This window comes from Pseudoduganella violaceinigra DSM 15887, from assembly GCF_000425385.1.
GTDB classification, from domain to species: Bacteria; Pseudomonadota; Gammaproteobacteria; order Burkholderiales; family Burkholderiaceae_D; genus Rugamonas; species Rugamonas violaceinigra.
In genome coordinates this window covers 295,535-319,480 of sequence record NZ_KE384359.1, presented here as the reverse complement: position 1 = coordinate 319,480, position 23,946 = coordinate 295,535, and the positions used below count along the sequence as shown (strand labels likewise).

Annotated in this window: 17 protein-coding genes; 3 read left to right on the top strand and 14 right to left on the bottom strand. The window is 69.7% G+C overall.

What is annotated here, in order from left to right; genetic code table 11:
* Positions 1-3: 3 nt before the first annotated feature.
* Entirely contained in the window at positions 4-264 is a 261-nt protein-coding gene (locus H597_RS0126385) for a penicillin-binding protein 1C (RefSeq protein WP_051294125.1), read from the bottom strand.
* A gap of 115 nt (positions 265-379) precedes the next feature.
* Here H597_RS0126385 and H597_RS0126380 point away from each other — a divergent pair, with 115 nt between their 5' ends.
* Together H597_RS0126380 and H597_RS0126375 are read left to right on the top strand one after the other, a co-directional pair.
* On the top strand, positions 380-2,281 hold the full coding sequence (locus tag H597_RS0126380; RefSeq protein WP_028104747.1) for a coiled-coil domain-containing protein: 1,902 nt from the start codon (positions 380-382) through the stop codon (positions 2,279-2,281).
* Between the two features lie 143 nt (positions 2,282-2,424).
* Positions 2,425-3,549, top strand: coding sequence for a branched-chain amino acid ABC transporter substrate-binding protein (locus H597_RS0126375; RefSeq protein ID WP_028104746.1), 1,125 nt, complete (start codon positions 2,425-2,427; stop codon positions 3,547-3,549).
* Here H597_RS0126375 and H597_RS0126370 read toward each other — a convergent pair.
* Positions 3,512-4,414 (bottom strand): LysR family transcriptional regulator, encoded by a 903-nt coding sequence (locus H597_RS0126370; protein WP_028104745.1) that lies wholly within the window; start codon positions 4,412-4,414, stop codon positions 3,512-3,514. The genes H597_RS0126375 and H597_RS0126370 overlap by 38 nt on opposite strands.
* Positions 4,415-4,517: 103 nt before the next feature.
* Between H597_RS0126370 and H597_RS0126365 the strand changes: the two genes are divergently transcribed.
* The gene (locus tag H597_RS0126365) at positions 4,518-5,297 is read left to right on the top strand and encodes an alpha/beta fold hydrolase (protein WP_035375284.1); all 780 of its coding nucleotides are present in this window, start codon (positions 4,518-4,520) and stop codon (positions 5,295-5,297) included.
* Here H597_RS0126365 and H597_RS32600 read toward each other — a convergent pair.
* Genes H597_RS32600 through H597_RS0126305 form a run of 12 tightly spaced genes read right to left on the bottom strand, consistent with a single transcriptional unit; the run spans position 5,266 to position 23,933 of the window.
* Positions 5,266-5,919 carry a 4'-phosphopantetheinyl transferase family protein gene (locus H597_RS32600; RefSeq protein WP_051294124.1) on the bottom strand — a complete coding sequence of 218 codons (654 nt, stop codon included), beginning with the start codon at positions 5,917-5,919 and terminating at the stop codon, positions 5,266-5,268. The genes H597_RS0126365 and H597_RS32600 overlap by 32 nt on opposite strands.
* Positions 5,909-7,132 (bottom strand): enterobactin transporter EntS, encoded by a 1,224-nt coding sequence (entS, locus tag H597_RS0126355; RefSeq protein ID WP_028104743.1) that lies wholly within the window; start codon positions 7,130-7,132, stop codon positions 5,909-5,911. The genes H597_RS32600 and entS overlap by 11 nt, the downstream gene beginning before the upstream one ends.
* Before the next feature lie 15 nt (positions 7,133-7,147).
* Complete coding sequence (locus H597_RS32595) at positions 7,148-14,320, bottom strand: non-ribosomal peptide synthetase (protein ID WP_051294123.1); 7,173 nt, start codon at positions 14,318-14,320, stop codon at positions 7,148-7,150.
* A 9-nt stretch (positions 14,321-14,329) separates the two neighbouring features.
* Positions 14,330-14,542 (bottom strand): MbtH family protein, encoded by a 213-nt coding sequence (locus H597_RS0126345; RefSeq protein WP_028104742.1) that lies wholly within the window; start codon positions 14,540-14,542, stop codon positions 14,330-14,332.
* Positions 14,539-15,759, bottom strand: coding sequence for an enterochelin esterase (gene fes, locus H597_RS0126340; RefSeq protein ID WP_051294122.1), 1,221 nt, complete (start codon positions 15,757-15,759; stop codon positions 14,539-14,541). The genes H597_RS0126345 and fes overlap by 4 nt, the downstream gene beginning before the upstream one ends.
* Positions 15,756-17,405 carry a PepSY-associated TM helix domain-containing protein gene (locus H597_RS0126335; protein WP_028104740.1) on the bottom strand — a complete coding sequence of 550 codons (1,650 nt, stop codon included), beginning with the start codon at positions 17,403-17,405 and terminating at the stop codon, positions 15,756-15,758. The genes fes and H597_RS0126335 overlap by 4 nt, the downstream gene beginning before the upstream one ends.
* 3 nt (positions 17,406-17,408) lie before the next feature.
* Positions 17,409-17,705 (bottom strand): hypothetical protein, encoded by a 297-nt coding sequence (locus tag H597_RS0126330; protein ID WP_028104739.1) that lies wholly within the window; start codon positions 17,703-17,705, stop codon positions 17,409-17,411.
* Positions 17,702-17,950, bottom strand: a complete 249-nt coding sequence (locus tag H597_RS0126325; protein ID WP_028104738.1) for a hypothetical protein — start codon at positions 17,948-17,950, stop codon at positions 17,702-17,704. The genes H597_RS0126330 and H597_RS0126325 overlap by 4 nt, the downstream gene beginning before the upstream one ends.
* Positions 17,928-21,041, bottom strand: a complete 3,114-nt coding sequence (locus H597_RS0126320) for a multidrug efflux RND transporter permease subunit (RefSeq protein ID WP_028104737.1) — start codon at positions 21,039-21,041, stop codon at positions 17,928-17,930. The genes H597_RS0126325 and H597_RS0126320 overlap by 23 nt, the downstream gene beginning before the upstream one ends.
* 3 nt (positions 21,042-21,044) lie before the next feature.
* Positions 21,045-22,214, bottom strand: coding sequence for an efflux RND transporter periplasmic adaptor subunit (locus H597_RS32590; protein ID WP_035375283.1), 1,170 nt, complete (start codon positions 22,212-22,214; stop codon positions 21,045-21,047).
* Between the two features lie 16 nt (positions 22,215-22,230).
* On the bottom strand, positions 22,231-23,064 hold the full coding sequence (gene dhbA, locus H597_RS0126310) for a 2,3-dihydro-2,3-dihydroxybenzoate dehydrogenase (protein WP_083941295.1): 834 nt from the start codon (positions 23,062-23,064) through the stop codon (positions 22,231-22,233).
* Between the two features lie 8 nt (positions 23,065-23,072).
* The gene (locus H597_RS0126305) at positions 23,073-23,933 is read right to left on the bottom strand and encodes an isochorismatase (RefSeq protein ID WP_028104735.1); all 861 of its coding nucleotides are present in this window, start codon (positions 23,931-23,933) and stop codon (positions 23,073-23,075) included.
* Positions 23,934-23,946 lie beyond the last annotated feature (13 nt).

Genomic DNA, 23,946 nt, shown 5'->3' with positions numbered 1-23,946 from the left:
GCATCAATGCTTGCGCATGCCGAGCAGCTTGGATACGACATAGCCGGCGGCAACGGCCACCAGCAGCGATTTTCCGGGGCTCTCGCGAATGTAATTGCGGCCGTTTTCGGCGAAGCGCTTATAGGCCGCGTTCAGCTGCTCGCCCCTGGCGCCCACCTGGCCGGTGATATTGCTGATATTGTCGGCCACCTTGTCGATGGTGCTGTGTGCCCCGGCGCGCAAGTCCTTGATTGCATTTTCATTGTGGGTGATGTTGTTGTCCATGATCGAGCTCCTCATCGTTTGGGTTGGTCTTGAAGGGTCAAGATAAGGCCGCACGTCTGCGCCCACCGTGCGCCATTTAACGATGCGCGGCCCCGAAGTCTGGCAAAGTCCTTGCATGATTCCTGTCGATCCTTTGCATGCCGCCACTCCTGTCGCGCCGCCAGCCGCTGGCGAACGGATTGGGCCTGCCACTGCCCCGGTTCCGGCCGACGCAAGCGCCGCACCGGCCGTCTCGACGCTGGGACAGTTCCTGTCCAACCTCGTCCTGGCGCAGCGCAGCGTGCGCGATATCGCGGCCAATGGCGGCGACGCGGCGGCATTTGCCGCCGTGGCAAGGCAGGTGGTGGATAACGCGAACGCCAATGCGCCCCCTCACCTTGCGCCCGTACTGACGTCGCAACAGGGCCTCTTGCGGCAAGCGGGCATCGATGTCGCGAGCGATGGTGCGCTTTCCGCTCAGGACAGCGCGCTGGCCGCCGCCTTCAACACGGCGCCGCGGCAGGCGCTGGCGGCACTGGACAATGCGCTGGGCGCCATCGCCGCCAGCGGGGACGCCGGCCAGGGCGGGACGGTGGCGCAAGCAAGCCCCGTCTCGCCCAATCTGTCCGATCTGGCCGCCCAGCAGCGCCTTGCCGCGGATCAGTTGGCGGAAACGCGCCAGCAGGCCAATGCGGCACTGGCGGCCAATACGCTGGAAGACACGCAGCAGCAGCGATTGGCCGAGGCCCAGGCGGCCGAGCGGCGGCAGCTGGAAAGTACGCGGGAAGAAGACCTGGCCGCGCAAGCGCTGGCCGACCGCCTGGACGCGGCCCGCCGCGCCGCCCTGCAGGATGCCGAGTCCAGCCAGCTTGGCCGGACCCGGGCTGAACGCGCTGCCGCCGACCGGCTCGACACGGCCCGGCGCCTTGTTGCCGAGCAGGCCGAAGCCACCGAAACCCAGGACCTGGTTGCGGCACGGCTTGCCCTCGCGCGCCAACAGGCAGCGGCCGGCGCGAGCGGCGCCGTGCTGCCCTCGGGCGCCGCCCAGCCCGAGACGGCTACCGCAGGGTTCGCGCCTATCGCCGCCACGTCCACCGCCGCAACGCCGCCTTTGGCGACCCAGGCAAGCGGTGTGGCTCCGCTGGCACCGGCCCCCCAGGCGCCCAGGCAAACGACAATAGCCGCGCAGGCGCGCCAGGCGGCCGATGCCGCCGAACAGGCCCAAGCCGCGCGTTCGGCCGATGCCCTCTCCATGCAAGACCGCCTGATTGCCCAGCGTCTCGACGATGCCCAGGGCGTTGCACAGGAATTGGCCAATGAGCAGACAGAAGCCCGGCTCGAGGCTCGGCGCCAGGCACTGCGCGAGGCGCAAGTGGCGGCGCAGGCCGCCGCGACCCTGACCCGTAACGCCGCGCTGGCGCCGCCCGCCGCGCCGCCGCACCCTGCCAGCGCACCACCGCCAGCCGCGCCGCCGGGGACTGTGCCGCCCGCCAACCCCGCCATCCGCCCGCCGGAAGCCGCCGTCAATGCCGCCGGGCCGCCCGTCAGCGGCGCAACCGCCACCGGCCTGCCACCCGGTCCGGCCGGCGTAGCGGCACCGCCGCCGGCATCGACCGCCGCCAACGCCACGGCGGCGGCGCAGGAAGCCAAGGACAGCGCCGAGCGCGCCAGGCAGGCCGCCGAGGCAGCCCGTCTGGCTGCCGCTCCCACCTCGCAGCAGGCGCAGCGCCAGCAAGCCACCGACCCGGCCATTGCCGCCGCGGTGGCGGCCTACCGCACAGGAGAAATCGCCGCTGCCTCAGGACGTCCGCCGGCAGCGGCGCCCGGCACGCAAGCCGTCCCCGCCCCCGCCGCCGTGCCGCCAATTCCGCCGGTCGCCCCGGTGCAGGGGCGCCCCGGCCAACGGCCGCTGGACACTGCGGCAAATACCAACGCCGGCGCCGGCGGCGCAGCGGGACGCGGCGCCGCCGGCCAGAATGTCCCGGCCGACAGCCAGCGCGGCGGGCAGCCGGGCAGCCATATCGACAACAAGGCCTGATCTAGCCCTTATGCCGTTTTCGGCACGGCCTTGGCGGAATCCAGCAGAAGTCCCGCGCCACTTGCCGCTTGATGCAAAGCGGCTTGCCGTGCCGTCCGGATTGTGGATAATCACGCCATCGACAAATAAAGGGAGACTCTTCGATGAAGCTGAAGCACACGGCAGGCGCGGTAGCGCTGCTGGTAATGGCCGCCGCCGCAGGCGCGCAAGACCTGGTGGTAAAGATCGGCCATAGCGGCCCGCTGTCCGGAGCGCAGGCGTTTTCCGGCAAGGACAACGAAAACGGCGCCCGCCTCGCCATCGAAGAACTGAACGCCAAGCCGATCACGGTCGGCGGCAAAAAGATCAAGTTTGAACTGATGTCCGAAGACGACCAGGGCGACCCGAAAGCCGGCGTCTCCGTCGCCCAGAAACTGGTCGATGCGGGCGTCAAATATGTGGTCGGCCCGTACAACTCCGGCGTTGCGATTCCGGCCTCCCGCATCTATAACGATGCCGGCACGCTGATCGCGCCGGTGGCGACCAATCCCAAGCTCACGCAGCAAGGCTACAAGAACATCTTCCGCATCAATGCCAGCGACACCCAGCTCGGCTCGAAGATGGCGCTGTACGCCGCCAATGAGCTGAAGTTGAAAAATGTCGCCGTCATCGACGACCGCACCGCCTTCGGCCAGGGCCTGGCCGACGAATTCAAGAAACAGGCGCGCACCGCCGGCCTTCAAGTGGCCGGCCACGAATACACAACCGACAAGGCGGTCGATTTCACCGCCATCCTGACCAAACTGAAATCGAAGAATGTGCAGGCCGTGTTCTTCGGCGGCTACGCGCCGCAAGGCGCCCCGATGGCGCGCCAGATGAAGCAACTGGGCATCCAGGCCAAACTGCTGGGCGGCGACACCATCTGCACCGCCGAAATGGGCAAGCTGGGCGGCGATGCCGTCGGCGAAAACGTGCTGTGCGCACAAGGGGGCACCCTGCTGGACAAAGCGGCCTCCGGCCCTGCCTTCAAAGCCAAATTCAAGAAGCGCTTCAACGCGGAGCCCGACGTCTACGCCTCGGCCTACTACGATGCGGTGCTGATGTACGCCGCCTCGATGCAGAAGGTGAACTCGATCGATCCTGCGAAAGTCGGCGCGGACATTTCCGCGGGCAGCTACAAGGGCGTATCGGGCACCTACGCGTTCGACGCCAAGGGCGATATGAAGTCCTCGCCGGTGACCATCTTCAACTTCAAGAACGGCCAGCCTGCCGCAATTTCGAGTCTCTGAGGAAGTCCCATAATTCCTGCGCCACCGGCCCATGCGGCCGGTCGCTTCGGCGGGCAGCCACCAGTTCTTCCACGCTGCCCGGCAAATACCTGCCGGCGATCGACAGCAGGCTCCCCTCCTCCAGCTCCCGCTCCACCAGGAAGCGCGGCAAATGGCCCCAGGCCAGGCCTTGCAGGATGATTTCCTTTTTCATCTGCTGGTCCGGCACCGAACATCTCTGCGCGCCCGCGATCGTGAAATAGCTTTTCCCCTCGCTGCGCGCCGTGTCGCGGATGACGCATTGCGTGTAATCGCGCATCTGCCCCGGCTTGATGGAGCGCCCGGCGGGAAAGCGCAGGAATCCCGGCGCCACCACCGGAACGAAGGGAATCTTCGCGATGTCCAGCCATTCCACGCGCGCATCGCTCTTGTCGACGCCATGCACGATCAAGTCGGCATCGCCGTCGTACAGGCGCTCGGCGGGACCGCTGACAGCATCCACCTGCACATGCAGCCGTGTCGCCGGGTGACTGCGGAAGAATTCGGCGAATGTCGCCAGCACCTCGCGCTGCGGGCACATATCGCCGATCACCACGCGCAGCTCGTCCTCCTCCCCCATAGCCAGCTGCTCGGCATGCACCTGCAGGCCGGCCAGTTCGGACAGCGTGGCTTGCGACTTGCCGTGGAAGGATTTCCCGGCGGGCGTCAGCGCAATGCGGTAGCCGCTGCGGTCCAGCAGTTGCAGGCCAAGTTGCCGCTCCAGCCGCGTCACCGCCGCGTGCACGGCCGGATGGGAGCGATGCAGCAGCTCGGCGGCCGACTGGAAGCTGCCGGTGCGGGCAAGCGCGTCGAAGCATTGCAGGTCGTGCAGGGTGAAAGCGCTCATTGTCAGCATCATTTACAAAGATATGCCGATCTTTATAATATATTTTCGCGCCGGGCGCACCTACCATGGGTCCATCAACAGCATTCATTGAAAGGACCGAATCATGCATATCACCACCGGCGACAATGTCCGCATCGCATACCAGCTGGACGGCGCGGACCACCTTCCCGTACTGATCCTGTCGAATTCCATCGCCACCACCTACCGCATGTGGGATGGGGAGGTGGATGCCCTGTCCCGGCATTTCCGCGTGCTGCGCTTCGATATGCGCGGCCATGGCGAGTCCGGCATCCCGGCCGGCGCCTACTCGCTCGACCGCCTGGGCCGCGACGTGCTGGAACTGATGGATGCACTGGGAATCCGCCGCGCCCACTTCCTCGGCTTGTCGCTCGGCGGCTTCATCGGGCAGTGGCTGGGCGTGCATGCGCCGGAGCGCATCGACCGCCTGATCCTGTCCAATACCGCCGCCCATCTCGGCCCGGCCAGCGTATTCGACCAGCGCATCGCGGAAGTACTCGCCGCAAGCGATATGCGGGAAACGGCGGAAGGTTTTCTCGCCAACTGGTTCCCGGCCCCTATGCTTGCCGCAGGCGGCCCTGCCATCGAAAAATTCCGGCGCATGCTGCTCGCCGTGGACCGCAACGGTCTGGCGGGCCTGTTTGCGGCGGTGCGCGACGCCGACCTGCGCCGTACCGCCCGGCTGATCGAAGCGCCGACCCTGGTCATCGCCGGGCGCGACGACACGGTGACATCGGCCCGGCATGGCGCCGACCTCGCGGCAGCCATCCCCGGCGCCCGCCTGCTGACGCTGCCGACCGTGCACCTGCCGAACATCGAGCTGCCGGCGGAATTTACCGCGACCGTGCTGGGCTTTCTGCGCTGATCCAGGCGATCGCCGCCGCGTAGCCGGGCGGCGCCGGCAGGCTGGCGGCGGCGAAGCTGGGCCAGGGCCAGCGGCCGTACGCCAGCCGGTAGCGGCCCTGCTCCAGCGCCAGCACGGAAAGCTCCTGCAGGTACGTGCCGATCCCCACGCCGATCGCCTTCAGCACCGCCTCCTTGCCGACCCAGCGCGCGAAGAAATCCATCGGTGCGGCGCGTTCGCGCACCGTCAGCGCCTCCTCCTCGGCAGCGCGCAGGCGCTCATCCTGCCATTCGATATCGATACCGACCGGTCCCTGGCTGGACAGGGCAATCAGGGCGTAGTCGCCGGAGTGCGCTACATTGAACCAGAGCCCCTGCACGCCCGCCAGCGCAGGTTTGCCGTACTTCCCGGTGCGCAGCATCACCTGGGCCGGCCCGCAGCCCAGGGCATCGCCCAGCAGGCAGCGCAAAGCGGCGCGCGCCAACACGTAGCGCCGCTGGGCGGCCGCTGCGCGGAATTCGCCCGCCCGCTGACGTTCGGCGTCGTCCAGCAGCGGCCAGGCCGGCTCCAGCGGCGCGTCGAGCCGCACCCGCCATGCGGCCAGGCCAGGCGGCAGCGGGGTCTCCAGTTTTTCAGGGCGCATGCAAGGCCGGATCGTTGAGGGGCACATTGCGCAAGCGCTTGCACAGGCCGAACATGGCCAGGCCCAGCACACCCGCCGTGGCGCCCAGCACAAAGATGCCGGCCGTGGCGGACAGCAGCTTGCCCAGCAGGCCGATGCCGATGGTGGCCAGCGAGTCGCCGGCCGCATCCTGCGCGGCCCACAGGCCGTTGACCCGGCCCATATAGTGATCCGGCGTGTGGCCCTGCACCAGGCCGTACTGCAGCAGCGAGGCAATCGACACGCAATAGCCAAAGCAGGCCAGCAGCGCCAGCATCAGCGGGAAGGCAGGCTGCAGGCCAAGCAGCATCAGGCAAGCGAATGCGGCCAGGCTGGCCGCGATCATGGCCTGGCCAGGCCGCTTCAGGTGTTCGGTCCACCCGCTGATCATGGCGCCCAAGGTGGCGCCCAGCGAGACCGCCGAATACATCAGGCCCAGTTCCAGTGCGCCCGGCGCCATCGCAGGGAACAGCACGCGCACGGCGGTGGTCAGCGTCACCAGGGTGCCGACCAGCACCGTTGCCGCCAGCACGGGACTGGTGGAGAGGAAGCGCACGCCGTCGGCCAGGGCCCGCAGCGGATGCTCGTCGCCGGCGTGCTGGGGCAGCATTGACGGCAGGCGCAGCAAAGGCAGCAGGGTCAGGCCGGTGCCGATGGCGGCAATGGCATAGGCCCAACCGACGCCCGCGGCGGCGATCAGCACACCGCCGATGGCGGGCGAGATCACGGTCGCCAGCCGCATCGAGACCATGCTCACGGCGCGCGCCTGCATCAGGTTTTCCCGCCCCACGATGGCGGGCATGCAGGCCAGCAGCGCCGTGACGCCCAGCGCGCCGAAGAAGCCGTCCCAGGCCGACAGCAGGCAGACCGCCCACAGCGACGGCGCCGGCAGCCAGGCATTGGCGGCCAGGCCGACGAAGCCCAGGCCGCACACGCCGCGCGCCAGGAGGATCAGTTTGCGGCGGTCGTAGCGGTCGGCCAGCACGCCGCCCAGCAGCAGGCCGGCGAACATGCCGCAGCCCTCCAGCGCCAGCGCCAGGCCGACCTGCAGGCTGTCGCCGGTCAAGGCGTACACCTGCATCGGCACGGCGACCGACAGCATGCCAAGCCCCAGCAGCGAGATGGTACGGGCGATAAAGACGCTGCGAAAATCGCGGTTGCGGCGCAGCAGTCCCAGATCAACAAACATTTTCATTTCTTTCCCTTCGTTTCAGGCGCTGCGGCGCGTACGCAGCTGCAGGCGCTGTTCCGCCCCGCCGATGGCGCGATCGAGCAGCGGTCCCAGTGTTTCAAGCGATTGCGGCGACAGAATGGTCTCGTGCGAGCAATGCGCCAGGTGGTGGACTTCCAGGTCGGCGACATGCTTGCGCCAGGCTTCGAGCGGGCGGATGTACGCGGGCAGCGACTGGCCGGCGATGAACAGCGTGACCGGCCCGTCGTAGTCGGGGGTACGGGTCTGCGCCAGCAGGCGTACCGCATCGGCGTAGTTGGCGAAGACCTGTGCCAGCATGGCTTCCTTTTCCTGCCGCAGCACGTCGTCCGTTTCGCCCTCGTAGGCATCGCCCAGCAGGCGTTCCTGTTCGCGCTCCGCGCCCAGCGCCGCTTCGGCGCCTTGCGGATCGCTCCAGTCGTGCACTTCGGCCGGATAGGTATCGAGCAGGCCGAGGAAGCTGATCTCCTCGCCCTGGGCGCGCAGGCGCTCGGCCACGCCGTAGGCCACCGTGCCGCCCAGCGAGTAGCCGAGCAGGTAGTACGGGCCTTCGGCCTGCACCCCGCGCACGATCTCCACCTGGCGGTCGAGCAGGGCTTCCATGTCCGGGCTGGAGGCGACCAGGCCGTGCGGCCGCGGCGACTGCAGGCCGACGATGGCGCGCCCGCCGCCCAGATAGCGGGACAGCACGCTATACTGCCAGGCGAAGCCCGACCCCGGGTAGAAGCAGATCAGCGGCGGTCCGTCGCCCTGGCGCAGGTGGATGACTTCGTCGAACCCGTCGTTGCCGAAATCATTGACCATGCCCTGGCTGTTCAGCAGCGCGGCCAGGCGCGCCACCGTCGGCGCGGTCATGACCTGCCCCACCGTGACGCGGCGCTGCAGCGAGCGCCGGACTTCGGCCGCCAGCTTCATCGCCAGCAGCGAGTGGCCGCCGAGCGCGAAGAAGTCGTCGTCGGCGCCGACGCTGTCCAGGGCCAGCACGCGCGCAAACACCTCCGCCAGGCGCGTTTCCAGGCCGCGCGCCGGCGCCCTGCCCGCCGCCTGCCCGGCACGGGCCGGCAATGGCAGGGCTTTGCGATCGAGCTTGCCGTTCGCGCTGAGCGGCAGGCGCGCCAGTTCCAGCACCGCCACCGGCACCATATGCGAGGGCAGGCGCTCGGCCAGCGCGGCGCGCAGCTGGTCGGGTTCCGGCGCCGCATCGGACGCCGGCACCACATACGCCAGCAATTGCCGCGCATCCGCGCCGTCCGCCTCGCCGCCCAGGACGGCGGCATGCACCGCCGCTTCCGCCACGCCGGGCTGCTCGCGCAGCAGCGCTTCGATCTCGCCCAGTTCGATGCGCTGGCCGCGGATCTTGAGCTGGTCGTCGGCGCGGCCCAGGTATTCGACAATCCCGCCATCGAGCCAGCGCACGACGTCGCCCGTCCGGTACAGCCGCCCGCCGGACGTGAACGGGTCGGCCACAAAGCGCGCCGCCGTCAAGCCCGGCTTGCCGATATAGCCGTCCGCCAGCTGGACCCCGCCCAGGTAGAGCTCCCCCACGGCGCCCGGCGGCACCGGGCGCAGGCTGCGATCGAGGACGCGCAGCTGGGTATTCCACACCGGACGGCCGATCGGCACGCCGGCCCCGCCCCGCCCCATGTCGCCAAAGGCCGGCATATAGCTGACGTCCACCGCCGCTTCGGTCGGGCCGTAGAGGTTGTGCAGCGCCGCGCCGCTGTATTGCGCGAACTCGCCGGCCAGCGATTTGCCCAGCGCCTCGCCGCTGCAGAACACCAGGCGCAGGCTGGCGCAGCGCCCGCCCGCCTGTTCGGCGAGGTGGCCGGTGAAGACCGACAGCATGGACGGCACGAAATGCAGGCAGGTGACGCCGTGCCGCTCGATGGCGTCGACCAGCGCGGCCGGGTCGCGGTGCGCCTCCGGTTCCGCCATCGCCAGGCAGGCGCCCTGCATCAGCGGCCAGAAGAACTCCCACACCGACACGTCGAAGCCGCAAGGGGTCTTCTGCAGCACCACATCCGCTTCGCCCAACTGGTATTCGTATTGCATCCAGGCGATGCGGTTGAAGATCGCCTTGTGCGCCACCATCGTCCCTTTCGGACGGCCGGTGGTGCCGGAGGTGTAAATCACGTATGCGGGATGGGATGGACCGATTTCCACGTCCAGGCGCGGTGCGGGAGCGTCGGCATCGGCCAGCTCGTCGAAATACAGCAGCGCCGTCGCGGCGCCGGCAAAACGGCCGGCATTGCCGCTGTCGGTCAGCAGCAGGCGCGGGGCGGCATCCTGCAGCATATACGCCAGCCGCTCGTCCGGATAGCCCAGCTCCAGCGGCAGGTAGGCGGCGCCCGCCTCGATCACGGCCATCACGGCGATGCTCAGGCGCACGGAGCGCGGCAGGGCGATCGCCACGATATCGCCCGGGCGCACGCCCCGCACCGCCAGGCGCGCGGCCAAGGCCAGGACCTGGCGCCGCGTCTCGGCGTAATCGAGCTGCACGCGCGCATCCAGCAGCGCCGGACGGTGCGGCGTGCGCTCAGCTTGCGTCGCCAGGGCGGCGCGCAGGGTCTGCGCCGTCAGCGTGACAGCGGTGTCGTTGGTTTTGGCCAGCGTATGGGCTTCCGCCTGCGTCAGCAACGAATAGCGCGCCAGCGGCAGCTGCGGCTGGTCCAGGGCCGTGCGCAGCACCTGCTCCACCCTTTGCGCCAGCGCCGCCGCGTCCCATGCCGGACTGCGGCTTTCCACCAGCAGCGAGAGGCGCTCGCCCGGCAGCACCAGCAGGGCAAGCGGATAATGGCTATAGCCGCGGTTCAGCACTTCGCCGATGCGCAGCGGCGCGCCGTCGCGCCCAGGCAGCTCCTGCTCCAGGTAGGCATTGTCCGGATAGTTTTCCACCACCAGCAAGGTATCGAACAGCGCGCCGGCGCCCACCGCGCGCTGGATCGCCGCCAGGCCCAGGCCGTCGTGCTCCATCAGGCCGATGTGGCGCTGCTGCAGCGCCGGCAGCTGCTGCCAGATCGATTGCAGTGAATCGAGGCGGGTCCGCACCGGAACCGTGTTCAGGAACAGGCCGACCTGCTCTTCGATGCCGTCGATCGCGCTGTTGCGGCCCGACATCGGGCTGCCGAACAGCACCTCGTCGCGCCCGGCCATCACGCCCAGCACCATGCCCCACACCGCCTGCATCATCACGTTCAGCGTGATGCCGTTGCGGCGCAGCGCGTCCTGCAGTTTCGCGCTCAGCGAAGCGGGCAGCTCCAGCGTGTATTCCTGCACCGGTGCCGCCTCCGCCGCCGCCTCGAACAGCAGCAGGGGTTCGGCGCCAGCCAGGTCTTCCCGCCAGGCCGCTTCCGATGCCGCCGTGTCGCGCCGGGCGAGGCGCTCCAGCAGCGCGGCGTAATCGGCGCGCAACGGCGGCAGGGACAGGCCGCAATTGCGGTACGCCGCCAGCAGGTCGCGCAGCAGCAGCGGGGTGGACCAGCCGTCGATGATCAGATGGTGCACCACCAGCAGCAAGGCATGGCGGCGCGGCGCCAGCTTCACCAGCGCGGCCTGCAGCATGCCGCCGAAGCGGGCGGTGGAGCCGTCCTGCGCCAGCAAAGCCGTTTGCAGGGCCGCCAGCTGCGCCTGCGCATCGGCTGGGGGCAGGTGGCTGAAATCGTGCTGCTGCCAAGGCCAGGCCGGCACCGCGTCCGGCGCCGGCATCAGGAAGACCGGGCGCTCCGCCGCGTCGAGGTCGAACAGGCCGCCCAGCTGCGGATAGCGGCGCAGGACGATGCACAGCGCATCATGCAGGCGGTTCGCATCCACCTCGCCGTCCAGGTGCAGCAGGGTGAAGGCGTTGTAGCTGCCCTGCCCCTGCATCGCCTGGGCGTGGAACAGCATGCCCTCCTGCAGCGGCAGCACGGGCAGGATGGCGCCGTGCGCGCCGTGGCGGCGCGCCAGCAGCTCGCGCTGTTGCGCCGTGATGTCCGTTTCATCGGCCACGGGAGTTGCCGGCGCGGCCAGCGGCTGCAGCTGCGCCGCCATGGCACGCGGGGTGCGCTGGGAGAACACTGCCGCCGGACGCAGCAGATGGCCGCAATGGCGCAGGCCCGTGCACAGCATGATGGCGGAAATGCTGTCCCCGCCCAGGGCGAAGAAGTCGTCGTCCGCGCCCGCTTGCGGCAGCTTCAGCACGTCGGCCATGACGCGCGCCACCAGCAGCGCCAGCGGATCGGCGGCGCCGTCCCGCACCGCAGCCGGCGCCGCCATCGCTTGCGGCGGCGGCAGCTGCTTGCGATCGACTTTTCCGCTGACGTTGCGCGGGAATTTGTCCAGTACGACCAGGGCGGCCGGCACCATATAGTCGGGCAGGGACAAGCGCAAGGCAGCCAGCAGCTCGCCGCTGCGCGCCATGCGCTGCTGCTCGTCGAGTCCCGGCACCACGCAATAGCCCACCAGGCGATGGGTGTTGTTGACCGCCTGCGCCAGCACCACCACGCTTTCCACGTCCGGCAACAGCGACAGCGCGTTTTCGACTTCGCCCAGCTCGACGCGGTAGCCGCGCACCTTGACCTGGTCGTCGCCGCGGCCCAGGAATTCCAGCTGGCCGTCGTGGTTCCAGCGCACCAGGTCGCCGGTCCGGTACATACGGGCGCCCGGCGCGCCGAACGGACAGGCGACGAAGCGCGCCGCGCTCAAGCCGCCGCGCGCCAGGTAGCCCTGGGCCAGGCCGGCGCCGCTGACATACAGCTCGCCGGCCGCCCCCAACGGCACCGGCTGCAGGCGCGCATCGAGCACGTGCGCCACCGTGTTGCCGATCGGGCGTCCGACGACCGGCTGCTCGCTTCCCGCCAGCGGGGCGCGCAAGGTGTCGACCGTGTACTCGGTCGGGCCGTAAAGATTGTGCGCCTGCAGGTCCGGGAAGGAGCGCAGCTGCTGCCACAGGGCGGCCGGCGCCGCTTCGCCGCCGATCAGGATCAGGGTGGGCTGGTGGCGGCCGGACGCCATCAGGCCGTTGCCCAGCATCTGCGCCAGGAAGGATGGCGGCAGATCCATCGCATCGATGCCGATGCGCTCCACTTCCTGCACCAGGCCATAGGCGTCGCGCCGCATGTCTTCATCGAAGACGTACAGCTCCTGGCCGCGCAGCATCCAGAACAGCTGCAGCCAGGAAGAATCGAAGGAGAAGGAATGGGTATGGGCCGCGCGCAGGGCACGGCCGGGGTGGCGCTGCGCGACCGCCTGCAGGGCGGGGCCGTAGACGGTGTCCTCGTGCGCCAGGAACAGGTTCAGCAGGGCGCCATGGGTGTTCATCACGCCTTTCGGCCTGCCCGTACTGCCGGACGTGAAGATGACATAGGCCACGGCGTCGGCCGCCAGGACGCCGCCGCGCTCGTCGGCCGACAGCGGGCCGTCCGGCTGCTGCGCCAGCGCCTCCAGGACCGCGCTGCTGTCAAGGTCGATCCTCGCCACACCGCACGGGCCGGCGAAGCCCGATGCGCTGGTGGACAGCAGCAGCACCGGCGCCGCGTCTTCGCACATCATGCCGATGCGGTCGGCGGGATAGTCCAGGTCCAGCGGCAGGAACACGGCGCCGCTTTCCATCACCGCCAGCATCGCCACCACCGATTCCACCGAACGCGGGATGGCCACTGCCACCACCCGGCCCGGTCCGGCGCCCTGGCGGCGCAGCAGGCGCGCCAGTTGCGCCACGCGGCTCGCCAGTTCGCCAAAGCCCAGGGTGCGTTCGCCGCACACCAGTGCGACCGCCTGCGGCCGCTTGGCCGCGCATTGCGCCAGCATGGCCGAGAGCCGGTCGACGGCGGGCGCCGGCACCTGCGGGCCCTGCGCCCAGGCGCGGATACGCGCCAATTCGGCGGCCGGCGCCAGCGCCAGCGCTTGCAGCTCGCGCTGCGGCGCGGCAGCCCATTCTTCCAGCATGCCGGCAAGGCGCGCCGCGTGCTGCTCCAGTTCCGCCAGCCCGTAGCGCGCGGCGTCGGCCCGCAGTTCGAGGGAAATGGCGTCGCCCACCTGCAGACTGAATTCCAGGTCGTCCACCGGGCCGGTCGCCAGGTGATGCGTGACGCCCGCCAGTCCCGCCAGGTCGAGGCGGTAGTCGAACATCTTGAAGTTGATCAGGGCGCCGTACAGCTTGCGTCCCGTGCCGACCATGCCGGCATCGCGCTGAATCTGCTCGGCCTCATAGCGCTGGTGCGGGCGTACCGCCTGCGCCGCCGAACGGAAGGCGCGCGAAACCCCGAACCAGTCCATGTCGGCGTCCATCTCCACCGCCAGCGGTAGCACATTGACCATCGGCGCCAGGGAATTGATGGCACGCGATCCCATGCGGCGCATGAAAGGCATGCCGATGGCCTGGCGCTTCTGCCCCGTCATGCGGTACAGGTAGGCCGCCAGCAGGCCATGCAGCAGGTCAGGCACGGCCAGGCCGGCGGCGGTGGCATGGCGCTGCAGGGCCGTGGCCGCGCCATCCGGCAGCCGCCAGGACAGGCTATGCGTTCGCCCCGAAGGCGGCGCATTGCGCAGCGACAGACTGGCCGCCGGCGGCAGCGATTCGCAGAATCCCGCCCAGAAGGAGCGGTCGCGCTCCCGCGTCTCGCCAGCCTGGTAGGCCAGGTATTCGTCGACCGCGACCGCCACCGGAACAAAGGGCGACGCTCCGGCGTCGGCGCCGCCGGCCAGCGCCGTGTAGTGCGCGGCGATACGGCGCGTCAGCGCCAGGAAGCTGAATCCATCGAGCATGATGTGGTGGAAGCGCTGGTACCACAGCCAGTGGTCTTCGCCGATGTGGAACAAGGCCTGGCGGTAGCAGGCCTCGCCGCGGGCCAGGTCGAACGGCGCTTCGATATCGGCTTGCATCCAGGCGTCGGCATCCTGCCGCGCGTCCTCGCTGCCGCGCAAGTCCAATTGCTGCAGCGGCGCGATGGCGGCATCGCCCGCGCCCGAGAGCGTGATCTGGCGGGCGCCCGCTTCCACCTGCACATAGCGGGCGGTGACGGTATCGGCTTCCGCCAGTCCGCGGCGGACGGCGCGCGCCAGCAGCTCCGGCTGAAGTCCGCCCCGCATTTCGATGCAATGGGCGATCACATAGCCCTGCTTGTTTTCGGCTACCTGGTCCGCCAGCCAGATCCCCAGTTGGCTGCCGTTCAAGGGCAGTTGTTGCTGTTCCATGCCGGCTCCTCAGGCGCGTGCCGCAAAGGGGTTGATGGCGAGCCAGTGGCGCTCGATGTAATCCACGCATTCGCTGCGCTGCGCAGGTCCGTGGCAAGCCAGCCAGCCGGCCGGAACCGGTGCGAATTCCGGCCACAGGCTGTACTGGCCGTCGCTGTTGCGCAGCACCGTGAACTGGTGGCGCTCGTCGTCGAATGGGTTGGTGGTGTTTTCGTTGCTCATGGTTGTTCGCTCTCGTCAAAGTTCTTCATCAGTTCACACAAACCCTCCAGCAGGCCGTCGCGCCAGCACAGCCAATCGTGGCCGCCGCGCACTTCGCGCAGGACGGCGTGATGGCCGGCGGCGCACAACGCCTGGTGGAAGGAACGATTCGGTCCCAGCATGCTGCCTTCGTAGCAGCCGATCTCCAGCAGGAAGCGCAGCGGGGCGCCGGCGCCCAGGCCGTTCGCCACGTCGGCCGCCAGCCTGCCGCCGCTCGCCGTATCGGCGGGATCGGGCCACCAGAACGAGCCGGATTGGCTCAGCACATTGCCGAAGCGTTCCGGCCAGTTCAGCGCCGCATACGCCGCCGCCAGGCCGCCGAAACTCTGGCCCGCCACCACCGTATGGCGCGCCTCGGAAGTGGCGGGTTCCAGCGCTTCCACCGCGGGCAGCAATTCCTGCTGCAGGGCGTACCAGAACGGCGCATGGCAAGGCAGCTCCATGGCGCGGCGCTCGGGCGAGACCGCGTCCACCAGCAGGTAGACGGCCGGCGGCAGCTCGCCCTGGGCGGTCAGCAGGTCCAGCGCGCCGAACAGCGGCGCCTGGCGCGCCCAATAGTGGCCGTCCAGCAGCAGCACCAGCGGCGGCTTGCCCGCTTGCGCCTGCGGCGCCGTGCGGTAGATCCAGCTGTCGCGCGACAGGCCAAGCGTGAAGCTGTGCCAGCGGTGCTGGTGCAAGCGGCCTTGCGGCGCTGCCGCCCTGTCCCAGGCGCTGTGCACCGGCGCCTGCGGCAGCAGCAGCGGCGACAGCGGCTGGCCCCAGCCGCCCGCATGCGGCGGCCGCAAATTCAGCGGATCGGCCTGGGCATTGCTCTCCAGCAGGCCGACCCACCAGCGGCGCAGGGCCGTTGCGCCGCCCTCTTCCGGCGGCAGCCGTTCCGCGCCGACCGGCATCAGGAAATAGCTGCCGCGCCAATCACTGGGCAGCCGCGTCTCCCAGCTCCAGACATCGGTGCCGGCGTGATGGCGCATGGCGGCCGGGCCGCTGCTGGGATGGGGGGTATGCGAATACACGTCGAGATACACGGCGTGCGGCGCGGCGCCCGGCGCGGCGCGCCACAGAAAGGTTACGGCGGCGCTGCCGTCGGCGCCCGCATCATTGGCGGCCACCAGGGGCGTGCCGCGCGCGGCAACCTCGCCCCACCATGCCGCGCTGCCGAAATCGGCGCGGGCCATCATGCGCGACGCTCCTGCGGCGCCGGCTGGGGTGCCGCTTCCGCGCCTGCGGGTGCGGCCCAGACGCTGTCCAGCGGACCGCTACGGGCGCGGCGCGCCGACAGGCGGGCCGCCCAGGCCAGCATCGTCGCCAGGGCGAATGCCGCCAGGTCGACCGCCATTGCCCCCAGGCTGCCGTGCGCCCACATGCCCAGCGCCGGGAACAGGCGCGCCAGCAAGGACGTGAGCGGGATCGCGAATCCGGCCAGCGCGCACAGGCCAAGCAGCTCGGGGGCGGCGCGCGCCGCGCCGCGCCAGAACGCCCAGGCCACACAGGCCAGGAAGACCGCATAGTAGGAGCCCATCAGCGCGGCGTTCAGGTTGCCCGCCGAGGCATGCAGCCATTTGGCGGCCAGGAGGGCGCCCGCCACGCCGGCCACGCTGCCCAGGCAGACGCCGACGGTGGCCGCCGCCAGCAAGGCGGTGCGGCGCGGCTGCTCGGGCGGCGCCTGGTCGCGCAGCTGGTTCTTGCGGCGTTTCTCCACCCACAGCAGGTTGCCGCTGTAGAACAGGAAGGCGCCGGACAGGCCGAACGCGAAGTAGGCCCAGCGCATCCAGTTGCCGCCGTAGCTGCCGAAGTGCAGCGAGAAGAAGGCCGCCGCCATGCTGCTCCAGGTATCGCTTTTGGTCGGCAGCATACTGGTATTCAGCACCTGCGCGCTGTATGGATCCATCAGCAGGTAGCCTGTTTCGGCGCCGCGCACCACATAGTCGCTGTTGGCCACGCCCACGCGCACCAGAGGGCGCGGGCCTTCCAGGTCCATGAACAGCATGTCGGTGACGGTGAAGCCGGGGGCTTCCTGCTGCGCGCGCCTTACCAGCGCGCTGGCCGGCGCCAGTTGGGTGATGTCGCCCGGTCCCGGCGTGCCGGACGGCCGCGTCCACATTTTGTGCTCGCCGTACACCACCTGCTGCAGGCTGCCGTAGAACTGGTCGTGGAAGGCAAACACGATCACGGTCAGGCTGATCACGATATGGAAAGGCAGGCTCGCGATGCCGATCACATTGTGCGCATCGAGCCAGAAGCGCTTGCGGTTTTTGCCCTGGCGCAGGGCGAAGAAATCCTTCACCAGCGTCGGCAGCAGCAGGATCACGCCCGACACCAGCGCCAGGAAGTACAGTACGCCGGCCACGCCCATCACGTAGACGCCCAGGTATTCGTCGCCCAGCGTGCCGGGGATGCCGCCGGTACGGTGCAGCATGTCCACCATCTCGCCGAACAGGGAGGGACGCACTTCCTGCGCCAGCAGCTTGCCATTGGCGTCCAGCGTGCCCTGCCAGCGCATGGCATTCAGGTCGATCTCGCGCCCCGCGTGGCCGGCGCTCCAGGTCACGGGCGCCGGGTGATCCTCGTGGCGCTCGACATGAAGGGTGAATTCATTGCGCGCGGCGGGATGCGCGGCCAGCACTTCGCGCACGACGGTATCGACCTGCTGCGGCGCCAGCGCTGCCAGCGGCGCCGAGGGCGCGCTCACCCAACGTTCCAGCGGCTGCTTGAACATGGTCAGCGCGCCACCGAAGAAGCCGATGAACAGCAGGATGCCGGCGCAGATGCCGGCCCAGGTGTGAAGCGATTGGTAGATGCGAAGGATATCGCTGCGGACTTTCATGGCTTACCCCAGGGTGGAACGAATATAGAACAGCAGGCCGTACGCCGCCGCATTGGCGCCGCCCAGCCACAGGACGGCTTGCAGGCCGCTGCGGAACAGGTAGACGGTGGAAAACACGATCATCCAGATCGGCGCCATGATCCACATGACGACCTGCGCCTTTTCGCGCGCGCCGATGCCGCCGGGGCCCACCCAGGCGAACAGGCCGGCCAGCGCCAGCGCCAGGGCGGCGCCCAGCACCGCGCCGGCAAAAGTCTTGCTCCACCAGTCGGGACGGATGGCTGCGGGCTTGCTGCTCATGGTTTTCCTTTCAGCAGTGAGGCGAACGGCAGCAGGCTGAATGCCAGCATGCTGACGGCGAGCCAGGCGAACACCGCCGCCAGCGGCGACAGCGCGAAGCAGGCGGCGGCCAATGCCAGCAGCAGCGCGGCGGCGCCGCCCGCGGCGCCCAGTGGGCCGATCGGTTGCGCCAGCCAGCCCTGGTGGCGGTGGCTCAGGTACAGCAGGCAGCAGCCCGCGATATTAAGTATGAGGAACAGGATCATGTTGTAAGACCCGGCCTTGGCCGGCTTTCAGGATGGACAGGTAGAACAGCGGCACCAGGAACACGCCCAGCGCCGTCGACAGCAGGACGCCACCGAGCACGCTGGCGCCGATCGCCTGCTGCGCCGCCGCGCCGGGACCGCTGGCCACGACCAGCGGCACGATGCCGGCGCCGAAGGCGAGCGAAGTCATGAGAATGGGGCGCAGGCGCTGGCTGGCGGCCGCCGTGACGGCCGCCCACGGCGCCTGGCCGGCGCGCACCGCCGCCTCGGCGAACTCCACGATCAGGATCGCGTTCTTGGCGGACAGGCCGACCGTGGCGAGCACGCCGACCTGGAAGAAGATGTCGCGCTCAAGGCCCAGCAAGCCGGCGCCCAGCACCGCCCCCAGCACGCCGGGCGGGATCGCCAGCAGCACGCAGAAGGGGATCGACCAGCTGCCGTACAGGGCTGCCAGACAGAGGAAGACAAACAGCACGGATGCCGCGTACAGCAGCGGCGCCTGGCCGCGCGCGAGCTGGTCCTGGTAGGACAGGCCGCTCCAGGCCAGGCGGCTGGAGGGCCGCTCCGCCACCAGCGCTTCCAGGCGCGCCATCAGTTCGCCCGAGCTGGCGCCCGGCGCGCCGGCGCCGCTGAAGTGCACGGCCGGCAGGCCGTTGAAGCGGCGCAGCTGCGTCGGCCCGCTGTCCCAGCGCGTGCTGGAGAAGGAGGACAGCGGCGTCATCGCGTTGCCGCTGCCGCGCACCGACCAGTGCTGCAGGTCGTCCGGCGCGGCGCGCCACGGCGCGTCCGCCTGCACCAGCACCTTGCGCACGCGGCCTTCATGCAGGTAGTCGTTGACGTAGACGCCGCCCCAGGCCGCGCTGAGCGTGCTGTTCACATCGTCCAGGTTCAGGCCCAGCGTCAGCGCCTTGGTCTGGTCGATATCGATGCGCAGCTGGGCCTTGCTGTCGCTGCCGTCGGCTTCGGCGTAGATCACGCCGGGCAGTTCGTTCGCCTTGGCCGCCAGCGCGGACGCGCGCTCGGCCAGCGCTTCGGGCGTCGCGCCGGAGGTATCCTGCAGCCAGAATTCGAAGCCGCTCGCTTCGCCCAGCCCGTCGATCGGCGGCGGCACCATGGCGAACACGCGCGCGTCGCGCAGCTTGCCCAGCGCCTCGGTGGCGCGCGCGGCGATCGCCTGCGCCGAGTTTTCCGCCCCCTTGCGCTGCGACCAGTCCTTCAGATTGACAAAAGCCATGCCGGCGTTCTGGCCGGCGCCACCCAGGCCCATCCCGGCCACGGTGTAGACCATGGCGACATTGGCTTTCTCGGTCTCGCGGAAATACCGCTCCACCTCGCGCGCCAGTTCGGCGGTGCGCGGGTAGGTGGCGCCGGCCGGCAGCGCAAAGCGCACCATGACCGTGCCCTGGTCGTCGACCGGGATGAAGGATGCGGGCAGGCGCTGGTAGCCCCAGGCCGCGCCGCCCAGCAGCACGGCGTAGACCAGGGCCAGGCGCCATGGCCGGCCCGGCAATGTTTGCAGCAGGCTGTCGTAGCGGCGCTGCACGGCGGCCATGGCGCGTGCGAAGCGGCCGCCGGCGGCATGCGCCGCGGCGGGACGCAGCAGCGCCGCGCACAGCACCGGCGTCAGGCTGATGGCCACCAGCACCGACAGCGCCATGGCGGTCACCAGCGTCACCGAGAACTGGCGGTAGATCACGCCCACCGACCCAGGGAAGAAGGCCATCGGCAGGAACACCGCGCCCAGCACGATGGCGATGCCGGCCAGGGCGCCCGTGATGCCGCGCATCGATTGCAGGGTGGCGCTGCGGGCGTCGCAGCCCTGCTCGGCCATGATGCGCTCCACGTTCTCCACCACCACGATGGAGTCGTCCACCAGCAGCCCGATCGCCAGCACCATGGCGAACAGGGTCAGGGTGTTGATGGAAAAGCCGGTCAGGGCCAGGACGCCGCAGGTGCCCAGCAGCACCACCGGCACGGTAATCACGGGCACCAGCGTCGCGCGCCAGCCCTGCAGGAAGACGAACATCACCAGCACCACCAGCAGCACCGCTTCGGCCAGGGTCGCCGCCACCTGGCGGATCGACAGCTTGACGAAACGGGTGGCGTCTTCCGGATAGCCGACCTGCACGCCCGGCGGGAACGCCGGCTGCAGCGCCGCGATGCGCTCGCGCACGCCCGCCGCCGTCGCCAGGCCGTTGGCGCCCGGCGCCAGCATGACCGCGAAACCGGTGGCAGGCTGGCCGTCCACGCGCGAAGCGGCGCCGTAGGATTCGCTGCCCACCTCCACCCGCGCCACGTCGGACAAACGCACCACGGCGCCGTCCGGGCGGGTCTTCAGCACCAGGTCGCGGAATTGCTGCGGGGTTTTCAGGCGCGACAAGGCCGTCACGCTCACGTTCAACGCCTGTCCGGCCGGCGCCGGCAGCGCGCCCAATTCGCCCACCGGCACTTCGGTATTCTGGCTTTCGATGGCGCGCACCACGTCCGCCGGCATCAGGCCGAAGCTTTGCAGCTGGTGCGGCTGCAGCCAGACGCGCATCGCGTACGGCGCACCGAAGCTGCGCACCTCGCCCACGCCGTGCACGCGGCTGACGGCGTCGATCACCTGGCTATTCATCCAGTCGGCCAGCGCCGCCTCGCCGAGCGCGCCGCGGCTGTCGCTGAACACCACCACCATCAGGAAACTGTTCTGCAGGGCGCGCACGTTCAGGCCGTTCTGCTGCACCGCGCGCGGCAGACGGTAGGCCAGCTGGTTGACCTTGTTCTGCACCTCCAGCTGGGCCAGGACCGGGTCGGCGCCCTGCTCGAAGGTCAGCATGATCTCCGCTTCGCCGGACGAGGTGCTGCTGGCATCGAAATACGTCAGGTGCTTCAGGTTCTTGAGCTCCTGCTCCAGCACCTGCACCACGCTGTGCTCGACCACCTGGGCCGAAGCGCCAGGGTAGCTGGCCGCCACGCGCACGGTCGGCGGCGCGATGTCCGGGTACTGCGCCACGGGCAGCTTGGCCAGCGCCAGCATCCCGCCCAGCATGACGAGCGCCGCCAGCACCCAGGCCAGCACCGGCCGCGCAATGAAGAAACGCGCCACCATCGCTCAGCCCCCCCGATCGACGCGCGCGGCGGACGATGCCGCCGGGGCGGCGCCAACGCGCGCCGGATCGCGCCATTCGACCGCATTGACGCGGGCGCCCGGGGCGGCTTTCATGCCGCCCTCGACGATGACGCGTTCGCCGGCGCGCACGCCGGACAGCACGGCCCAGCGGCCCTGGTGGCTGCCGGCCAGCACCAGCGCGCGCGGCTCCACCTCGCCCTTGGCGTTGACCAGCAGCGCGGTCGCCTTGTCGCCCTCGCCCAGGCGCACCGCCTGCTGCGGCAGCATGACGACATCGGGCTGCACGCCGTGTTCGACGCGGGCCCGTACATACATGCCCGGCATCAGCAAGCGCTGCGGATTGGGGAAGCGCGCGCGCAGCATGACCATGCCGGTCTGCGGGTCCACCTGCATATCGGCGAACTGCAGCTCGCCCGCGTGCGGATAGGCGCTGCCGTCCTCCAGCGTCAGCGTCACGCCGCGCGCGCCGGGTTTGACGCTGCCCTTGTCCAAGGCGCGGCGCAAGGCCACCATCTGCTGGCTGGACTGCACCACATCCACGTAGACGGGATCGAGCTGCTGCACGCGCGCCAGCGGTTCCGCCTGGGCGCGCGACACCAGGGCGCCCTCGGTCGCTTCCGCCCGCCCAATGCGCCCGGCGATGGCGGCCCGCACCTCGGTGCGCTGCAAATCGATCTGCGCAGCGCGCAGCGCCGCTTCGCGCGCTTGGACGCGGGCCTGGCCCTGCTTGAAGTTGGCCTGGGCCAGATCGTGGTCCTGCTGCGTCACCGTGCGCGAATCGAGCAGGCGCGCGTAGCGCTCGGCGATGACGCGCAGGTTGACCAGGCTGGCCTTCTCCAGCGCCAGCTCGGCGCTGGCCTGCGCCTGGCGCGCCGCATAGCTGGCGCTGTCGATCCGGTACAGCAGCTGCCCGGCGCGCACGTCGGCGCCCTCGTCGAAGTAGCGCTGCACAATCACGCCGTCGACCTGCGGGCGCACTTCCGAAACGCGCACGGCGGCAACGCGCCCGGCCAGGTCGCTATTGAGCGGCAGCTTTTCCAGCGCCAAGGTGGTCACCGCCACTTCCGGCACCGCCGGGGCGGGCGGCGCTTCCTGCCTGGCGCCGCATGCCGCCAGCAGCACGACGGCCGGCAGGTACTTCAGGTAGTGCATGTTCGCTCCAGAATGCTCATGCGGCCAGCGTGGCGCCGCCGTCGACGACCAGGTCCTGCATGGTGATATGGCTGGCCAGGTCCGAGGCCAGGAAGACGATGGTGTTGGCGATCTCGCGCGCGGTGGCGATCTTGCGCAGCGGGATACCCAGCTTGTACTGCTCCGGCAAGCCGGCGATGGTGCGCTGCATGCCCTCCTCGTCCGGCAGCATGGAGCGCAGCATCGGCGTATCGGTCGAGCCGGGCGACACCAGGTTGCAGCGCACCCCGTACTGCGCCAGCTCCAGCGCCGCGCAGTGGCTCAGGCTCACCAGCGCCGACTTGGAGGCGCAATACGCCACCATATTCATGCGCGGCACATGCGCCGCATTCGACGCCACGTTGACGATGCTGCCGAAACGCTGCGCCTTGAATTGCGGCAGCAGACGGTTCAGGATGTAGAACACGCCGCTGACGTTGATGTCGAAACAGGCCTGCCAGTCTTCGACACTGGTGTTTTCCAGCCGCCCCAGGCGCAGCACGCCCGCCGCGTTGACCAGGACGTCCACGCGCGGAGTTTCCAGCAGCAGCTCGCCGCAGGCTGCCGCCACCGCCGCCTGGTCCGTAATATCGAGCTGCACGGTTTTGAAGGGATACTTCTTGCCGTGCACCGTTCCCAGCTCCGAATCGAAATGGCGGTCGATGCCGACCACGCGCGCTCCCAGCTGGCGGAAAGCCATCGCCGCCTGGTAGCCGATGCCGCGCCCGGCGCCGGTCACCCACACCTGGCGCCCTTCGAAATCCAGGCCGGGCGGGCGCGGCGGCGCCTGCGGGCGGGCCGCGGTCAGGTTGTTCTGTTCAGCCAGGAACATGGTTCACCTCAGGCGGCGATCTTGCGCTGCAGGACGTCCCACCACGCGTTGAGCGTCGGCGTGCCGGCCAGTTCTTCGAAGCGGACGCGCAGGCCCAGCTTCTCCCATTCGGCCACCAGCGCCATCACTTCCAGCGAATCGAGGCCGTAGTCGAGCAGATTGTCGTCCGGACCGAAACCGCCCTCCTCCACCCGTCCCTCCAGGCAGGCGCGCAGCCATTCGATCGACAGCTCAGGGCGTGCGCCCAGCACCTGCGCCGTGTGGACTGCCATGCCGCAGCGGCCGGCCACGTAGCGCAGCGCCATGCGGTGTTCTTCCTCGCTGAAGTCGGCCAGCGCGTCGGCCACCATGAAAGGCTGCACGTCGCGCATGAAGGCGTCCAGCGCCGTCGTCATGCAGCCGATGTGGGCGTAGACGCCGGCGATCAGCAGCTGGTCGCGGCCCCAGTCGCGCATCAACTGCTGCAGGTCGGAGCGCTGAAAAGCGCTGTAGCGCCATTTCACCAGCACCGTGTCGCCCGGCAGCGGCGCCACGGCGGACGTCACCTGCTGCAGCGCCGGATCGGCCGTGGTCAGGCCCGGCCCCCACATATCGTTCAACAGGGCGCGCTCTTCCGCGCTCTGCTCGACCGGCTGCGCCGTGTACACCACCGGCACGCCGGCCGCGCGCGCCCAGGCGCACAGGGCGGCGATATTGGCCACCAGCTTGGTGCGCAGCTCGCTGTCTGCGCCGTAAAAGCGCAGGAAGTAGTCCTGCATATCGTGCACCAGCAGCACGGCGCGGCGCGCCTCCAGCTGCCAGGCGACCTTGTTGGCGGGCAGACTGTCGGGCTGCGGCATCGGGTAGGAAGAAATTACGGGAATGCTCATGGTCCAGGCTCCA

What these genes read in the sequence shown, in the direction of transcription:
- H597_RS0126335 (WP_028104740.1), bottom strand. Translation starts at nt 17,405, where the DNA reads ATGAAAGTCCGCAGCGATATCCTTCGCATCTACCAATCGCTTCACACC.
- H597_RS0126370 (WP_028104745.1), bottom strand. Translation starts at nt 4,414, where the DNA reads ATGAGCGCTTTCACCCTGCACGACCTGCAATGCTTCGACGCGCTTGCC.
- H597_RS0126325 (WP_028104738.1), bottom strand. Translation starts at nt 17,950, where the DNA reads ATGATCCTGTTCCTCATACTTAATATCGCGGGCTGCTGCCTGCTGTAC.
- H597_RS0126385 (WP_051294125.1), bottom strand. Translation starts at nt 264, where the DNA reads ATGGACAACAACATCACCCACAATGAAAATGCAATCAAGGACTTGCGC.
- fes (WP_051294122.1), bottom strand. Translation starts at nt 15,759, where the DNA reads ATGATGGCCCGCGCCGATTTCGGCAGCGCGGCATGGTGGGGCGAGGTT.
- H597_RS0126375 (WP_028104746.1), top strand. Translation starts at nt 2,425, where the DNA reads ATGAAGCTGAAGCACACGGCAGGCGCGGTAGCGCTGCTGGTAATGGCC.
- H597_RS0126380 (WP_028104747.1), top strand. Translation starts at nt 380, where the DNA reads ATGATTCCTGTCGATCCTTTGCATGCCGCCACTCCTGTCGCGCCGCCA.
- dhbA (WP_083941295.1), bottom strand. Translation starts at nt 23,064, where the DNA reads ATGTTCCTGGCTGAACAGAACAACCTGACCGCGGCCCGCCCGCAGGCG.
- entS (WP_028104743.1), bottom strand. Translation starts at nt 7,132, where the DNA reads ATGAAAATGTTTGTTGATCTGGGACTGCTGCGCCGCAACCGCGATTTT.
- H597_RS0126330 (WP_028104739.1), bottom strand. Translation starts at nt 17,705, where the DNA reads ATGAGCAGCAAGCCCGCAGCCATCCGTCCCGACTGGTGGAGCAAGACT.
- H597_RS0126365 (WP_035375284.1), top strand. Translation starts at nt 4,518, where the DNA reads ATGCATATCACCACCGGCGACAATGTCCGCATCGCATACCAGCTGGAC.
- H597_RS0126345 (WP_028104742.1), bottom strand. Translation starts at nt 14,542, where the DNA reads ATGAGCAACGAAAACACCACCAACCCATTCGACGACGAGCGCCACCAG.
- H597_RS32595 (WP_051294123.1), bottom strand. Translation starts at nt 14,320, where the DNA reads ATGGAACAGCAACAACTGCCCTTGAACGGCAGCCAACTGGGGATCTGG.
- H597_RS32590 (WP_035375283.1), bottom strand. Translation starts at nt 22,214, where the DNA reads ATGCACTACCTGAAGTACCTGCCGGCCGTCGTGCTGCTGGCGGCATGC.
- H597_RS0126305 (WP_028104735.1), bottom strand. Translation starts at nt 23,933, where the DNA reads ATGAGCATTCCCGTAATTTCTTCCTACCCGATGCCGCAGCCCGACAGT.
- H597_RS32600 (WP_051294124.1), bottom strand. Translation starts at nt 5,919, where the DNA reads ATGCGCCCTGAAAAACTGGAGACCCCGCTGCCGCCTGGCCTGGCCGCA.
- H597_RS0126320 (WP_028104737.1), bottom strand. Translation starts at nt 21,041, where the DNA reads ATGGTGGCGCGTTTCTTCATTGCGCGGCCGGTGCTGGCCTGGGTGCTG.